Annotated in this window: 10 protein-coding genes; 7 read left to right on the top strand and 3 right to left on the bottom strand. The window is 48.2% G+C overall.

Annotated features, from left to right (window positions below; translation table 11 throughout):
• The first annotated feature begins 141 nt into the window (after window positions 1-141).
• The 5 genes from FJQ58_RS11045 (at window position 142) to FJQ58_RS11030 (ending at window position 8,216) form a co-directional block, all read left to right on the top strand.
• Entirely contained in the window at window positions 142-4,701 is a 4,560-nt protein-coding gene (locus FJQ58_RS11045; RefSeq protein WP_238403980.1) for a M20/M25/M40 family metallo-hydrolase, read from the top strand.
• Window positions 4,702-4,805: 104 nt separating this feature from the next.
• Window positions 4,806-6,515, top strand: a complete 1,710-nt coding sequence (locus FJQ58_RS11040) for a methyl-accepting chemotaxis protein (protein ID WP_162341435.1) — start codon at window positions 4,806-4,808, stop codon at window positions 6,513-6,515.
• A gap of 212 nt (window positions 6,516-6,727) precedes the next feature.
• Window positions 6,728-7,714, top strand: a complete 987-nt coding sequence (locus FJQ58_RS11035; RefSeq protein ID WP_139993271.1) for an arsenic resistance protein — start codon at window positions 6,728-6,730, stop codon at window positions 7,712-7,714.
• Window positions 7,715-7,809: 95 nt separating this feature from the next.
• A complete protein-coding gene (locus FJQ58_RS32305; RefSeq protein WP_162341433.1) occupies window positions 7,810-7,947 on the top strand; it encodes a hypothetical protein in 138 nt (45 codons plus the stop codon).
• A gap of 62 nt (window positions 7,948-8,009) precedes the next feature.
• Window positions 8,010-8,216, top strand: a complete 207-nt coding sequence (locus FJQ58_RS11030) for a hypothetical protein (protein WP_139993269.1) — start codon at window positions 8,010-8,012, stop codon at window positions 8,214-8,216.
• Window positions 8,217-8,825: 609 nt separating this feature from the next.
• On the opposite strand, the gene FJQ58_RS11025 is transcribed toward FJQ58_RS11030, so the two are convergent.
• Window positions 8,826-9,818, bottom strand: a complete 993-nt coding sequence (locus FJQ58_RS11025; RefSeq protein ID WP_139993267.1) for a lipoate--protein ligase — start codon at window positions 9,816-9,818, stop codon at window positions 8,826-8,828.
• A 186-nt stretch (window positions 9,819-10,004) separates the two neighbouring features.
• Here FJQ58_RS11025 and FJQ58_RS11020 point away from each other — a divergent pair, with 186 nt between their 5' ends.
• Window positions 10,005-10,562 carry an NUDIX hydrolase gene (locus tag FJQ58_RS11020; protein WP_139993265.1) on the top strand — a complete coding sequence of 186 codons (558 nt, stop codon included), beginning with the start codon at window positions 10,005-10,007 and terminating at the stop codon, window positions 10,560-10,562.
• Between the two features lie 58 nt (window positions 10,563-10,620).
• Here the strand turns inward: FJQ58_RS11020 and FJQ58_RS11015 are convergent, their stop codons facing one another.
• Window positions 10,621-11,952, bottom strand: coding sequence for an ArsB/NhaD family transporter (locus FJQ58_RS11015; protein ID WP_139993263.1), 1,332 nt, complete (start codon window positions 11,950-11,952; stop codon window positions 10,621-10,623).
• A 441-nt stretch (window positions 11,953-12,393) separates the two neighbouring features.
• On the opposite strand from FJQ58_RS11015, the gene FJQ58_RS11010 reads away from it, so the two are divergent.
• Window positions 12,394-12,981 carry a biliverdin-producing heme oxygenase gene (locus FJQ58_RS11010; RefSeq protein WP_139993261.1) on the top strand — a complete coding sequence of 196 codons (588 nt, stop codon included), beginning with the start codon at window positions 12,394-12,396 and terminating at the stop codon, window positions 12,979-12,981.
• A gap of 549 nt (window positions 12,982-13,530) precedes the next feature.
• On the opposite strand, the gene FJQ58_RS11005 is transcribed toward FJQ58_RS11010, so the two are convergent.
• Complete coding sequence (locus FJQ58_RS11005) at window positions 13,531-16,884, bottom strand: DEAD/DEAH box helicase (RefSeq protein WP_139993259.1); 3,354 nt, start codon at window positions 16,882-16,884, stop codon at window positions 13,531-13,533.
• Between the last annotated feature and the right edge of the window lie 47 nt (window positions 16,885-16,931).

Raw genomic sequence — 16,931 nt, 5'->3', positions numbered from 1 at the left:
CTGCTAGTTAACTTGATTTGCTAGACAAGAAGATACGGCTTCACCGACCTCTGCACGAGGAGGTGATCCGTTTCTCGCAAAAATATAGAGAAAGTATAGCGAATGATATGCTTTCCTATATTTTAAAAAAGGAGGAAGACCATGTCTAAGAAGATCATCTCTCAAAAGTTTCTCGCACTCATGCTTTCCTTAATGCTAGTCTTCTCGATCGTCGCTCCTGGTGCCGCATTCGCGCTTGAGGATAGCTCAGGCGGCGTTACACCAGTAGTGGATACGGAAGACACCATACCGGATACGACAGAGCCGGAAGTTGCGTCGGATGATAGCGAGCCGCTATTCGTATCCGCACTTGCAGAGCCGGAGGTTCCGGTAGGCAAAAGCGCTTATGAGTATCTTGATTATTTGGCTAATACGATCGGTTCTCGCGTTGCGGGTTCGGCGAAAGAGGTTGAAGCCGGAAATTACGTCAAAGGCGAATTTGAAAAATTGGGCTTTGGCGTAACGGTACAGCCATTCAGCTATGTTCGTTCAGGCGCGACTGTGAACTCCAATAACATTGTCGCTACTAAAGTAGGCGTTTCTCCGAAGGTTCTTATCGTAGGCGCCCACTATGACTCGGTTAGCGCAGGCAAGGGTGCTGACGATAACGCTTCTGGCGTTGCCGTTATGCTCGAATCGGCAAAGGCTGTATCCCAGCTGGAAACACCTTATACGATTAAATTTATCGCATTTGGCGCAGAGGAAACAGGCACTAGAGGCTCCCAGTATTATGTTTCGCAAATGACTGCGGAAGATAAGAAAAACACGATTGCCATGATAAACCTCGACAGTGTGGCTGTCGGTGACTTTATGTACATTTACGGCAGCCGCGGTTCCAAAGGTTTTGTTCGTGATTTAGGCCTTAGCATCGCTGATCGCCTTAATCTCGACCTGATCACCAACCCGGGTGATAATCCCCAATATCCTGCAGGCACAACGGGCGATTGGAGCGATCATGCTGCATTCTCCAAAGCAGGCATCCCATACGCTTACTTGGAAGCAACCAACTGGACCTTGGGAGACAAGGATGGTTATACGCAAACCGTAGCAGAGGGGGCAGTTTGGCATACGGCCAAAGATACGATTGCCCATATTCAATCGGTTTACCCAGGCAGAATTGAACAGCATCTAAGCACGTTCACTCAAGTGTTGACTGGAATCATGCTTGAAGTCGAGGAGCTTGCTCCCGAGAAGCTTACGCTAAGCACGGATAAGGCATCCATTACCGAAAAAAGAACGATTGACGTGGAGTTCGAGTTGCCGGCTGGCGTAACCTTGGCCAACTTGCAATGGACTTACGGCGATAAGCCTTTGACGGAATGGAAAAAATGGGGAACGAATGCTTATACAGGCGATCCGTTCATTTACTTGGCAGAACCGCCAGTAGTGGTAGGAACTACAGTAAAAGCGAAAGTTACATTTGACCTGATTTACAACACAGTCAATTTGTCAGGCTCGCACCGCTCCAGATATCCCGCTATGCTTGGTACGCGTGATTTTGCTGCACTGGACCAAAACGGACGCATCATTGCGACTGCTCCAATCAAGCTGAACGCTTATGACAGCTATCATACTTACGATGAAATTAAACCGGAAATCGACAAAATTACAGAAGAAATCAAAGAAGAAACAGGCCGTTACGTGGAGACGCAAGTGCTTGGCCAATCGGTCCAAGGCCGTAATATTTACTTTACAATTTTGGCTAAGGATAAAGCATCTGTCGATCAATACTTAAATGAAACGATGCCTGCGATGCTGAACGATCCGAAGGGTCTTCAAGACAAGATTAAGAAGGGAACATTAACGGATTACAAAGTGCCCGTATGGCTGAACAACATTCACCCGGATGAAGCGCCTGGCGTCGATGTCATCCTGAACTTCTTCAGAGAAATGGGCACACAGGATGTTATATCTTACAACACGAATGAAGATAGCGCTAATCCAACGCCTGTATCGCTGAACGTGAATGATGCGCTGGAGAATGCGATTTTCCTAATGAACTTCACGGAAAACCCGGATGGCCGTTATTTGAATACACGGGCGAATGCCAATGCATTCGATTTGAACCGTGATAATTCCTACCAAACGCAGCCGGAAACCCAAATTGTAACGAAGGAAATCGCAAAATGGTCGCCGCTGTCTTTCCTAGATATGCATGGATTCGTCAGCAGCTTCCTTATCGAGCCATGTACGCCTCCGCATGATCCCAACTTTGAATACGATCTTCTGATCGACAGCATGTTGGAGCAAGCGAACGTAATGGGCAGTGCCGGTATTGCAAATACCGAATATAAAAGCTATGAAATTCCTTACGAGTCTCATCAAAACAACAGCGGTCCTAACAAATCAGGCTGGGATGACGCATCCCCTGCATATACCGCAGTTTACGCTATGCATCATGGTGCGCTAGGACATACGCTGGAAATTCCGGAACTTAATGAAGAATCGGTAAAAGCTTTATTCTTTGCAAGCGTAGCTGCTACCAAATATGTTACAGACAACAAAGAGAAGCTTTTCTTGAATCAGCTTGAGGTTTACAAGCGTGGAGTAGACAATGTGGACAGCCGTACGGTTGATCAATATTTGACTAACGCTGCTGATCAAGTGATTGGCAGACCGCGCGGCGAAGAAACGAATTTCTTCCCTGATTATTATGTGCTTCCCGTAGCAAGTGAATTGCAAAAGAATCGCCTTGCAACTTACGAGATGGTTAAATACTTGCTAAGCAATGGCGTGAAGGTGGAGCAGACAACGACGGCTGTAACCATTGGCTCAAATGTCTATCCAGTAGGGACCTATGTGGTCAATATGAAGCAGGCTAAGAGAGGTTATGCTAATCTGGTCTTGTATGATGGCTTTGACGTATCAGATTTCTCTGAGATGTATGCTGAAATTGTACAAAGCTTTGCCGATATGAGAGGCTTTGACAAGTATGTCATTCGTCAAGCAGGGGCATTTAAGGGCAAAACGGCCAATGTTACAGGAGTCGTTATTCCAACGACGACGATCCCGGGCGATGCCAATCATTATGTAATTAAAAATACGAGCAATGCTGCAATCAAAGCGGTGAATGAGCTGCTCGCTGCGAAAAAATCGGTAACGATGCTTAGCCAAGGAGCAACTGGCTATGAGCTGGGAGATTTCCTAGTTTCCAAAACAAATCTAGCGCTTGTTGCTCAAAAATATTTACTGGACGTTGTTCCTTTCGATCCAGCGGCAAACAAAGAAGGCAAGCTTCTAAAGGCTGCTAGCGTTACAGCTACCGGAGTTCCTGCTTTTGTTCTGAAAGACCTTGGCTTCACCGTTACGACGGATTTGGAAGCTAGTGATGTGCTCATTAACACAAGCGGTGCTGCAAGCACTAATCTAATTGGTTCAGGCAAGCCGTACGTAGGGTTTGGCAGAGCGGCTATGAACACAATGAAGGGAACTGCGCTTCTGCCGGGCTTTAACTTTACAACGACAGGAAGTTCCCATGAAGGGTTGTTCAAGGCAGTAATGGAGCAGGACAGTCCAATTACAGCAGCATATGAGGACAACGAATATTTGTATACAGCAACGGGCTCATTTATGAGTGCTATTCCAGAAAAAGCGAAAGTACTCGCAACAGCAAGCACAGACGCTGATTTCTTCAAAGCAGGCTGGTGGCCTAACCATGCACAAGCCCAAGGGAAAACGATTGGCTTCACGTACAATGAAGGAACGATTAACGTTACGTTGTTCGCGAATGATTTGCTTAACCGGGCACATCCGCAAAAGCAGTTTAGAATTGTGGCAAATGCCATATTCTCTGCTGCACCAGCGTCTCTGCCGGAAGACGTTGATGATGGTCCAGTGGTGACGCCAACGCCGACACCAACAACGGATCCAACGCCAACACCGACACCGACGACGGATCCAACACCGACACCAACAACGGATCCAACGCCAACACCAACGACGGATCCAACGCCGTCACCAACGACAGATCCAACGCCAACACCAACAACCGACCCAACACCGACTCCTCCTGGCGGGGGCACGGGCCCGGTAACGAATCCGTCGCCAACACCGACAACGACACCAACGCCAACGGTGAAGCCGACACCGACTCCGGTTGTTGTTCCTGAATTTAAGGACCTGGGCACAGTGGAATCATGGGCGGGTGCCGCGATTGAGGAATTGGCTAGCAAAGGCATTATTGCAGGCGTAAGCAACACTTCTTTTGCGCCATTAAAACAAGTGACACGCGCTGAATTTTTGACCATGCTCGTTCGCGCTTACCAATTGGCAGACGAGAATGCAACGGTTTCCTTCAGTGACGTGAAAACATCAGACTGGTACTACGCTTCAGTAGCTGCTGCCGTAAAAGCAGGCTTGGCTCAAGGCGTAGGGGATGGGAAGTTTGATCCGAACCGAGCAATTACTCGTGAGGAAATGGCCATTATGGCTGCTAATGCATTAAAGCTTATTAACAAAGATGCTGTTGTGAGTGACGTTGACGGAGCCTTGGAGAAATTTGCGGATCAAGATAAAATGGCCGCATATGCCAAGGAAGCCATTGCATTACTGACGCAGCAAGGCGTAATTAACGGCATGACCAACGGCACGTATGCGCCTAAGGGCATTGCCAACCGCGCGCAAGCTGCTGTAATCATTAGCAATCTATTGAAGCAGCAATAATTCATAGCAAGATTAAATAAAGGAACTGCCTTAGGCAGTTCCTTTATTTAAAGCTTTTTCTCCAAGTACATACTGCCCCTTAAGGGAACCGAAGGAGAATGGCAATGTTAAAATCAACTGTTTGGGGCAAGCGGAGGCTGACCATTGCCAATAAGATTTATGGCGGATTTTTAATTGCGATTGTCTGCATTTTGCTTTTATTAGGCTTTATCTTTCATAGTCTCAAAAGCTTGAATGCCTCCTATAATGAAATCATTGACTATAATATGGCTGTTCTTGTGCATATGGAGTCGATCCAGATTAATGCGGTTCAGCTTAATAACAGCTTCAGCAATTACCTGTTGAACAAAAATAAAGAATCGCTCAAAGAAATTGATGCGGCAAGCGGTGAAATTGTCACTCGTGCGCAAGCTGCGCTGGGCATGCTGAGTAGCGCCGAGGATAGCGAAAAGCTGAATGCGCTTCTGGGCTGGAATGCCCAGTATCTTGAAAAGGTTGCCGAGCTAAATGGAATGGAAGCAGGCCAAGCCAATTCGTACGCCAACACGCGGATTTTTCCTTTGGCCAAGCTGATACGGACGAATGCCAACATGCTCGCCCAAAAGCAGGAGGAGGCGATGGCGGCAGAGGTGCTCGCTAGCGATCGGCAGGTGAAACGCACGAATGTATTTATGCTAATTGGCAGCATTCTCTTGGTTGCTGCGACTATGCTGCTTGGAACGCTGCTCTCCAGAAATATATCCGTCCCGATCAGGCGGTTGTCGCTTTTGGCAGAAACGGTTGCGGGTGGCGATTTGCGAAGCTCGGCGCTTCATATTCCGAACAAGGATGAAATCGGCTCATTAGCAGATTCGTTCATAAGCATGAGAAGCGGACTGCAGACGATGATTCAGAAAGTGAGCGAAGCTGCCGGCCAGCTATCCATAAGCTCCGAGGAGTTAAGGGAAGGCGCCAAGCAAACCTCGGCGGTCACCACCTATATCGTAGAATCGATTCAGCAGGTTGCCGCTTCGGCGGAAAACCAGCAGCAAGGCACGCAAGCCATTTCGGCATCAATGGACGAAATCGTCAAAGCCATCGGAAGCATTACGTCCACCGTAAGCGTCATTTCGGAAACGTCAGGCCAAGCGATAAACGTCGTGGATGATGGACATGCCTATATGGAACACGCTAGTCGAGACATGGGCAGCATTGATCAGGTAGTGGATGAAACCTTCCGATTTATGGACGATTTGAGAGAGAGTGTACTGCAAATCGAGAAAATTGTGGGGCTGATTGCTTCGATTTCGAACCAGACTAATTTGCTTGCATTAAACGCGTCAATTGAAGCGGCTAGGGCAGGCGAGCATGGACGAGGGTTTGCGGTTGTCGCTGAAGAGGTAAGAAGCCTAGCCGTTCAGTCGGAGGATGCATCGAAAAAAGTAGCCAAAGCGCTTGGTGCGGTCCGTACCAATACGCTTCAGGCCGTCTCTATGATGAATTCCGGCAAGCAGGAGGTAGGGAAAGGAAAACGTTCTGTGCAGGAGACGAGCAGGCAGTTCCAATTTATACGCAGCTCGGTAGAGGAAGTCGCCCATCAGATTCAGGGGATCACGGCATCCTCCCAGCAAATTGCAAATGGATCGCAGGCGATTGCAATCTCCACGCAAGCAAGTGCCAAGCAGGCGCATGAAGCTTCCGCCTTAACGCAAAGCGTGTCAGCGGCAACGGAGGAACAGCTGGCCTATATGGAAGAGATGACGGCGTCAGCCATCGCGCTGCATGCCGTAGCGAATGATTTGCAAAGCCATATCGGCAGATTCAAGATGGAGTAGCTATTCCCTATTTCGTAAATAAAGAACCTTCTGCTCTGCTTTTATGCGGAGTGGAAGGTTCTTTGCCATTCCATGGACATAGCTGTACGAAACGCGAGCGCTATTGCCTTGAACGGATCCTTTTGGTTAAATGAATATGCATTGTACGCCATCTAAAGGCAAGCAGTGTGATTGGAAAATCAATATTATTGAATAGAAGTGGAGTCTCCGACGTGAAGTTAAACCGAGATACATTAGAAAATAAACAAATTAGCATCTATGCTGTGACTCTTGTCATAGGCGGAGTGATCGGAATGGCATTTCCGCAAGGCGCTACAATTCTTAGCGGCATGATTACGCCTCTGCTTGCCCTATTGCTTTATAGCATGTTTGCGCAGCTGCCTTTTTTGAAGCTTCGGGAGTCGCTGGCTAACCGTCGTTTCGTGGCGGCTGTTCTGGTTGCAAATTTTATCGCTGTTCCCGTCGTAGTATGGGCATTAAGCTTTCTTCTTCCGCCATCGACACCGATTCTAATCGGGGTATATTTGGTGCTCCTAACGCCATGCATTGATTATGTGATTGTGTTTACGCAGCTTGGACGCGGCAACGCAAAGCTGATGCTGGCGGTTACGCCTTTGCTGCTCGCTGTTCAAATGCTCTTGTTGCCCATTTATTTGCGCTTATTTATTGGGGAAGCAGCTGGAGCTATTTTTCGAACGGGGCCTTTTCTTGAATCCTTCCTATTGCTCATTATTTTGCCTGTGCTTGCTGCGGTCGGGACCCAGCTGTGGGCGGCAAAAAGCCGTTCGGGCATGGTCGTGCTTTCGGCTACCTCATGGCTGCCGGTACCGTTTATGGCCTTGGCGCTGCTATTCATCATGGGTTCGCAAATCGCCAACGTTTATGACGATTTAGAGATCCTTGTACGCGTGCTTCCGGTTTATTTGCTCTTTTTCTTCATCATGCCGCTATTAGCTCGGGCCATAGCTCACGTATTTAAATTGGATGTTGGCGCGGGGCGTGCGCTAGTATTCAGCTCCAGCACACGCAACTCACTAGTTGTGCTTCCGCTATCCATGTCATTGCCCGGAGATTGGTCGGTTATTGCCTCGGCGGTCATCGTTACCCAAACGATTGTCGAGCTTGGAGCAGAACTAATCTACATTCGTCTGATTCCCGGTTTATTATATTCCGATGCTAATGAGCAAGACATTAGCTGACTATTTTTATGGACACTGCGGCATTCGCCCAAACCCGTCAGGGCTCCTTGGCATAGGCTGTTATCATCCCAAGAAACTAAGGAGCTTAGATCCGAATGTCCAAAACAACAACCAAAACGGATAATACTGAACTAACGGCTGATGATATTGCTTTGTGGTCTGCGGTTATCCTCGTGATTGGGGATTTAGTCGGATTATTTGCCGTGCTGAAAGCAAGGACCGAGAAGGAGTAATTTCCTGGCCAGCGGTCATTGACCATATAAGCTAGTCACTTTGAACATAAAGGAGCAGAGAAATGTCGGCTGATAAGCAAATCACGTCGGATGATCTATTTAAGCTCTCCGCCTCGCTTTCGCTCGTGGGCTATAGTCTGGCGCTGCTTGCGCTTGAAAGAGCGGATGAGGATGGCGAGGGCGAGGGAGCTACGGAGAGCCAGGAGCGCAAAGGAAAGAAGAAGATGAAGGTTGCAGTAAACCGAATGATCAGCAGGTTTAATGGTTAATGTTGAGTTATAGCAGGAATGGTCATGGCAAGCCGCCTCATGTGAGTCTGAAGTTTAGCATTCCTAGAGTAAAAAGGAAATGATATATTATACAGCTTGCCCCAATTGCAATAACAGCGGCAGCCTTGGACTGGGAAAAAGTCTGAGACTGCCGCTGTAGTATGAAAGAAGGATTTCTTACGGGATGCACGCTCGTCTAATAGTTTAAAGTCCAGCGGCTCCAAATGGACCAGATAGGGCTGGGTTTTGGAGGAATAGATCTATTTTTTAGACCTAAATTGGCGTAAATAGCCGAAACAGCTGAAATAGGTCTAAAAAATAGATCTAATCTAGCTTAGCGGCTCCAAATGGACTGGATAGGGCTGGGTTTTGGAGAAATAGATCTAATTTTTAGATCTAAACTGACGTAAATAGCCGAAACCGCTGAAATAGGTCTAAAAAATAGATCTAATCTATTTCAGCGGCTCCAAATGGAACGGCTATGACCTGGATTTGGAGAAAGAGAAAAATAGATAGTTTATTTTCATTCACATACTAGTAAATACCCCCATACGACCAAAAACCTGAGGCTGCTCAGATCATAGCATGTAGGGGGTATTTAGCGATTTTTTACAGAAGCAGCCCTAACCATTCCTCCTGTGTGACAGGCCCGAAGTAAAAATTCAAATCTATGCCTTCGTGAAGCTGCTTCAGAGCGGACGACTCATAACGGGTGCCGATAAGCTGAAGAGCAACTTCATTGCTGTCTCCGCGCCCGAAGAAATCTCCGAAAATCGCGGCGTCTACGATGATCCCGTCCTGCACCTGCAAACGGACGTCGAACGTCCCGGCCCCTTCAATGCGCTGCTTTTGCTGGACGTTAAAGGCAGGCGAGCGACCATAGTTCCATTCCCAGCTGCGGTAGCGTTCGTTTGCGAGCTTATGAACCTTGTCCCAATCCTGCTCGGATAGCTCATAGAACGGTATTTCCTCTGCCTCTTCGAAGATCGAATGGAGGAGACGCTGCCGGAACTGTTCTACCGTCATCGGTTCCTTTAGAAACTCCATAATGTTGGCAACGCGGCTGCGAATGGATTTCGTTGATTTGGATACATATTTCTCGGCATTGGGCTTTAGTGCGGATACGACATTTTCGATTTCAGAATCAAATAACAGCGTGCCGTGGCTGAACATTTTACCCTTCGTCGAAAATTGGGCGTTTCCGGATATTTTCCGCTCACCGACTTGAAGGTCGTTGCGTCCTGTCATTTCAGCGTCTACGCCTAATCCTTGCAGCGCGCGCACAACGGGCTCCGTAAACTTTTTGAAGTTATGAAAGGATTTTCCGTCATCCTTCATAATAAAGCTGAAATTCAAATTGCCGAGATCATGGTAGACGGCCCCGCCGCCTGATAGTCTGCGCACGACATGCAGGTGGTTACTCTCCACATATTCCGCATTAATTTCTTCTACCGTATTCTGGTTTTTGCCTATAATGATGGAAGGCTCATTAATATAGAAGAGCAAATAATCATCATCGTCAGGCAAGGAACGCAATATATATTCCTCTAACGCCAAATTGAGCGTGGGGTCGGTAATGCCTTTATTGCTTACAAATCGCATTTGTTATTCCTCCTGTGCTGTGATTCAATAGGGTCATTATACTCGCATGGAGCGCTTGTTTTCAAACTAACGCTCCCCGCGTAGTCGACGAATCGCTATCGAAGGCTTATTTGGCTTTGATGACAGGCTATGCAGAAGCTAAAATAATTCGTATAATCTGATGAGACGAAGACAGAGGTGAAGTGGGTGGAAGCGAATTTTTGTATGGCATGCGGCTCGAAGCTTGAAAGCCGCGACGTTGATGGAACAATGAGAAGGGCCTGTACGAACTGCAGCTTTGTCCATTGGGGCAGTTACAGCATTGGTGTAGGAGCGCTGGTCATCCGGGACGGAAAAATATTGCTCGTTCGCAGGGCACAGGAGCCAGGTAAAGGCAAATGGACGAACCCCGGCGGCTATATTGAGCAGCTGGAAGCGATACAGGATACCGTGGAGCGAGAGGTGCTGGAAGAGTGCGGCGTGCAGGCGATCGTCAAAAATGTCGTTGCCTTGCGCGATCAGCCAAGAAATATTCATAATCTTTATGTCGCGTTTGAGATGGAATATGTAAGCGGTGAGCCTGTTCCAGACAATGTGGAAGTAGACGCAGCCGGCTTCTTTACCTTAGAGGAGCTGGAGACGATGGATGTAGCAGGCTTCACGCAGTGGCTGGTCGATGTTGCGTTTCATGGCCGTTCTTCAGGCCTTAGCATCGACACGGACCCTGTTGTTCCGCTCAGCGGCTATGGATTATTTCGGGTGTAGGGCATAGAATGTTTGCGATAAAATGAGGGGACCTTCCGGATGGAAGGTCCCTTTCTGTTTAAAATATCCAGGAAACCCAGTAAGACAATACGACGAGCGTGAAAATGACCGTAATGGGAATAACGATAATGGTTACTTTTACATATTGTCCCCAGCTGATCTGGACGCCTCCCTTACGAACGATATGCATCCACATGAGGGTAGCCAGCGTGCCGATCGGCAGCAGCAACGAGCCAATATCGCTTCCAATCACACTTGCAAGATAGGCGATTTTTAAAGTCAACGGATCGAGGCCGGTATTCATTAAAGTAAGCGTGCCAACCATTAAGGCGGGATGATTATTGAATAAGTTGGAAAGGACGCTTAACAATCCGCCCATCAGAAGGCTGGCATGAAGCAGGCTGCCGGAAATAATGGGCTTTAGAAGCCCAATCAGCCATTCGGTTAATCCGATGTTGTTAAGACCATAAATAATAACGTACATGCTAAAAGCGAAAATCAAAATATACCATGGCGTTTTTTTGAGCATGTCAGCTGGTGATATTTTCAAGTGGAACCATCGCCAGCCTAGAAGAAGGGCGGAGCCGATGACAGCTGTGGCAGCTACGGAAAAGTGGAAATACGAGGCGACAAATAAGCTGATACGAACACAGAATACGAAAATTAGAATGTTGAACATGAAGCGGTTGCGCCTCTCTTGCGGTATTTCTTGCTTTAAGGGGTGGCTGCCTGGCGTGAGGCTCCAACCGGCCATGGGCGGCAGCTTTTTTGGGAGCGTTCGATAAAAGATAGCAAACAGAAGGAGAGCTAGGAGGACAAGCCCGAGCGTGGCAGGGACGAACATCATAGCGGTGTGCATATAAAGATCCATATGAACAATTTTTAAGGCGATTAAATTTACGATGTTGCTAACGCCGATCGGCGCACTGGAAGCTGTAGCGATGAGTGCTCCTGATAACAAATAGGGTATCTTCTGATGGTTTTTAAGTCGCATATTTTTGAGCAGCAGCAATAAAATAGGTGTTGTAATTAATATGCTTCCATCATTATTGACGAAGAGAGTCATGAGAAAACAGAATAAATTCGTTAGCCAAAAAAGACGGATACCCGAGCCGCGCGCTGTTCGGGTAAGCAGCTCGGCTGCCCAATAGAAGAAGCCGAAGCTCTCAAGTACAATCGCCATTACAATCGTAGCGATAATGGTGACGGCAGCCCCGCCGATCGTTTCGGTGATTTTCCCTAAATCCGCGAATGAGACGCTTCCGCTAAGGAAGACAAGTGCAGCTCCGATTGACGCTGGTATCGCTTCATTTACATGCGGGCGCCAGAAGATGAAGCTAATCGTTAACAGGAAGGCGCAAATGGTGGTGATGATCATCAAGTCATTCATGTCCTAACCTCTTTTCAAGGATAACGCTTTTGTGTTGGTTTGCAGCACTCCTTCTTTATGATGAGCTATACAAGCCTGTTTCTAGCCTGAAAACTATGCTTTCCAATCCTCCTCTCTACTAGTGCTAATATAGCTTTGTACTGTAAGTATACGTACGTGATAGATCGTTCGTACTGGTCATTATCCCTATCTCTATTAAAATCTGCTAGTATCAATTGAAGATACTTGCCCCCTAGTGATAGATAGGAAGCGTGGCTATTGGTCTATAGCTGCACAGCGTTATAAGAAACTTCTATTTTGAGTAATGAAATTCGAGAGGTTATAATAGATGGATTACAAGCTGGATAGGGTCATTGGAATTCGGATCATTGTATACAATTGGCGTGTTTAATGTGTTCTTGATCATGAAAGAATCTAGGAAACAAAAAGGAGAAATGACCTATGAGTATAATGAGTCGTTTACGCGAAGAAACAGCCTCGAACCATGAGCAAATCGAGAATAATCCCTATGCTAAAGCAATCATGAACCAGACGCTATCTTTGGAGCAGTATATCGTCTATTTGGAAAAGTTTTATGGCTTCATTAAACCGGCTGAGCGAGTCATTGCCCAATTAACGGGGTGGGGCGAGATCGGAGCGTCGCTGCGGGAACGTGCTAAATCCCCTTTGCTGGAGAGCGATTTGCTTGCGCTCGGACGAACCCAAGAAGAGGTCGCGCAACTGCCGGAATGTACCGAGCTGCCTGAGCTTTATTCGACCGCCCAGGCCCTTGGCTATTTATATGTCATTGAAGGTTCGACAATGGGCGGACAGATGATTACGAAACAAGTACGCAAATTTCTGCCTGAGGCAGAGACAGAGGGCAAGGGCACGCAATATTTTAACGCATACGGGACAGAAACTAGAGCCAAATGGGCTGAATTCCGTGAACTCGTTGAGCAATCCGTTATTTCGGACGAGGCAGCCCTCCAAGCTGTAGAAGCTGCGAAAAGCACCTTCACAACGCTAGAGGCGTGGATCAATGCTTAATTGTGCTATGAAAGCTTATGAGAATGATGCCGAAGGGAGCGCGCGAGCTAAACTGCGGGCACAATCTGCGATTTCATGAGATCATAGTCAGTAAAAAGGTCAAGCTGGGGAGAAATCCCGATGCTTGACCTTTTTTAGAGTAAAGGAACGCAATGCCGACCGGCTTAGAATGAGCCTAATATGACAACAAAAGCAGCTGGTTTCCATGGTTTGATTAGTCGATACCATTAAATGTTGAATTAGATGGAATTAATCCCGCTAAATAAACGTTAGTCTCTAGGCAAAAGAAAAAGATGGAGTGTATCCCGTTAATTTAAGCATTTGGCTCCAAATTCAGCGGAATTTGCAGATTTAGTGGGAGAAATTCAAGTTAAGTGCCCCGAAAAAGCAAATTCGTTAAATATAGAAGGAGAAATTCCAACTAAAACAAATGCCGATCATTCATAACCAATACGATGCGTTGATCGGACGCAGGGGGAAATGGAAAAACAGAGGGTCCCGTAAATCCGATCTTTTCGCAGATACATGAATTGAAGTTTTCCGAGTAAGCTATTGGATCATGAGAATCTCTCGGATTTCTTGTTCGCTTAAGGACGAGAGCGCCTCTTGGCCGGGCTGGATGACTTCGTCGATCAGGTTCTTTTTCTTCTGCTGAAGCTCGTACATTTTATCCTCGACCGTGCCTTGGGTGACGAGGCGGATAATTTGCACGACATTTTTCTGGCCGATGCGGTGCGCGCGGTCAGCGGCCTGCTGCTCGACAGCCGGATTCCACCAGAGATCGTATAGGATCACCGTATCGGCGCCGGTAAGGTTCAGTCCGGTTCCGCCTGCCTTTAGCGATAGCAGGAAGACCTCGCGTTCGCCATCATTGAACCGGTTGCAGAGTGCGACGCGCTCGGAGGCGGGCGTCTGGCCGTCCAAATAAAAATAGGGGACCCCGCGGTATCCCAGTTCTCGGCCTATAAGGCCAAGCATCTCTGTAAACTGGGAGAAGATGAGCACCCGCTTGCCCGCGCTTTGGCATTCATCGATAATGTCCAGCAGCTGCTCGAACTTGGCGGAGCTTCCTTCGTAGCCTTCGACGAACAGTGCGGGGTGGCAGCAAAGCTGGCGCAGCCTCGTGATTCCGGCCAATATTCGGATACGGTTTTTTTGAAAGCCCTCTTCATTCAGATGCTTAACCGTTTCCTGCTGCAGCTTGGCTAGAAAACCGACGTACAGCTGCTTTTGCTCCGGCAGCAGCTCAGACGCTTGAATCGATTCGATTTTGTCCGGAAGCTCTTTCAATACGTCGCTCTTCAATCGGCGCAGCAGGAACGGGCGAACCCGTCTCGCAACCGTCTCCCGTGTGAGCTCGTTAAACGCTTGCCTGTTAGGGAAGAGCTCAGGGAATACCGCTCCAAAGATCGACCAAAGCTCCTCCAGCGTGTTCTCAATAGGTGTTCCGGTTAACGCAAAGCGGTATGCGGCGTCGATGGCTTTGACGGCTTGCGCGGTTTGCGTCGTATGATTTTTGAAATATTGCGCTTCATCCATAATGAGCGTATGGTAGCTTTGCTTTGCATATTGTTCGATATCCCTGCGCAGCAGAGGATAGGACGTGATAATGACATCCGCTTCGGATTTTCCCTTTAGCACCGCGGAGCGCTCTGCTTTTGATCCATCCGCGATGACGGCACGAATGCCGGGTGCGAACTTTTTGAGCTCATTCAACCAGTTGTAGACAAGCGATGCAGGGGATACGATCAATGCCGGCTGCTGGCGCTCCCGTATTTCGGGAAGCACAGATAGAAGGAAGGCAATTCCCTGAACTGTCTTTCCGAGTCCCATATCGTCTGCCAGAATGCCTCCGAAGCGGTAATGGGCCAATGTTTTCATCCACTGATAGCCATATTTCTGATAGTCGCGCAGCACGCCAGAGAGCTCTCCGGGCACCGGGAAATCCAAATTGTCCGGATTTCGCATGTTTTCCAGCAGCCGTCGAAACGACTTGCCTAGCTTTATCGTTTTTCCGTTATCCTGCGCGTCAATGAGATGCAGCCCCCGAACGGTTGGAACACGGAATTTTGATCCTACAATATCGCCTTGGCGCAAGCCAACCTCATTCAAGAAACGAATAATTTCCTGGAATTCCGCTCCATCCAGCGGCAGTAATGCCCCGTCAGGCAGCCGATGGAATTTGCGTTTCACCTCTAGCGACTTTAAAAGCTTGCGAATTTCCGACTCGGGTATGCCGTCCATATCGAATTTGAATTCAAGCCAATCGGTTCGCTCCTCAAGCTGAACGGATATTTTAGGCGGAGCATGCTTCGTTACAATTCGGACTTTCACGGCTGAGGTAGCATATACGGCAAGCAGCTTCTCCAGCTGCGGAACGACGTTATGCAGAAATTCGAACTCGGAGTCCTCGTCCTCCATAATATAGCCGCTCTCGGTCTTGGCAAAAGGCACCAGCTCCATTAGCTCCAAAATCCGGCGCTCTTGATCGCCATCGCGCAGCAGAATGCGGTCGGTACCGCGCTTCGTGTCTCCGGTTTCAAGCGGATTAATGACGATATCGCCATATTGAAATTCAAGGCCGGCAAGCAGCCGATCTCTAAGCCGGTCCAAATAAAGCTTGGCTTTCAGCTGAGTTTGGAGAACGCGGTCGGAAATAGTCTCGGCAATCGCAACGCTGCCGAGCTTCATCAAGCCGGGAATGACCTTCTCCATAAAAGGCTCCATTTGCTCCGGTGCGATCTGCACCTTTGGCTTGCGCGAAGTATCAAGCAGCTGCTTCAGCTCAACGAGTTGCTTGCAAGCATCGGATTTCACTTTCAGCAGCTTGCCGCTGGATATAACCAGCCCGTACTCTTCCATAATCGTCAGCTCTTCCAAGCCTTCTACTTTAAGCTGATAGCTTTCGGACTCTGCCTGATCAAAAGCAAAGCTTAATGGCAGCGGCTCATCGCTTATCGTTATACCCGTAAACACCCGGTTGGCGTAGGCAAGCTGCACGGATGGCGCAGCGAGCAGCAGCGGCAGCAGAGCGTCCCAAGAAGACGGGGGAACGAGCAGCAGCCGCTCGCCGCTGGCCGGCGATTCGCCTAAGTAAAGATTGCGATTGGACATTTGGCGATACAACGATTCTTGGCGGTATGCCTCATAGAGCTGCGTCAGCACAGCATCGTCCTCAGGGCGAAAGCAATGCTGAGCGGGATCATACGTGAAGTGCTTGGAGAAAACAAAGGGCTCTCTGCGCTCGACCTTCTCCAAAAATTCCCGTATTCGCTGCACGATATATAAGCGCTTTGGCCCTACTTTAAGCTCAATGCCGAATAAGTGCTTTCGGTAGCCATAAGGATAGAGTTTGCAAGTGATTTCTGCTTCGAGCAAGATTCTCGTGTCAATGAGCGAGCTGCTCTTCCTGGACCGGGGCGGCCGATTGCCGAATAGACCAAGCAAGCTGCCCGCAATTCGGGTATCCGCTGCCTCAAGCCCCGCATGCCCAGCATAGCGTGGAATCAGATGCCCGTCACTCTCCAATGCATCTTCATCCTCTTCCTCATCCTCGTAAGGCTGATCCTCCGGATGAAGCAGTGAGGGGTATACACGTTTGGCGTTACCCTGCTGTGCTTGATAATCGCGAATTTGAAGCAGAGCGGCCGCGACATGCTTGCAATAAAGGTCATACGTGCTGAAAGCAAGGCAGGAGCAATCGGCATCGACATCACCGTTGCGCTTCATATCTATGATGACTTCGTATCTGCTATCTTCCTGTATCGTAATAGTGAAATTGGTTTGCCGGGAATTGACGGCTTCAATAGCCACTTTTCCTGCTCTATAATAAGCTTGCCCTCTCTCGAAGAAGGTATCGCCGCATAATGATTTAATGACGCGGGTGGTCAATTGAGCGCTCATAGCCTATAGTTCCTTTCGGGAGACGGAAACGTTTGTTCCGATTAATC

The organism is Paenibacillus paridis, assembly GCF_006345825.1.
Classification (GTDB): domain Bacteria; phylum Bacillota; class Bacilli; order Paenibacillales; family Paenibacillaceae; genus Pristimantibacillus; species Pristimantibacillus paridis.
The sequence above is the reverse complement of the archived record's forward strand: the minus strand, read 5'-3'. Positions and strand labels throughout refer to the sequence as shown.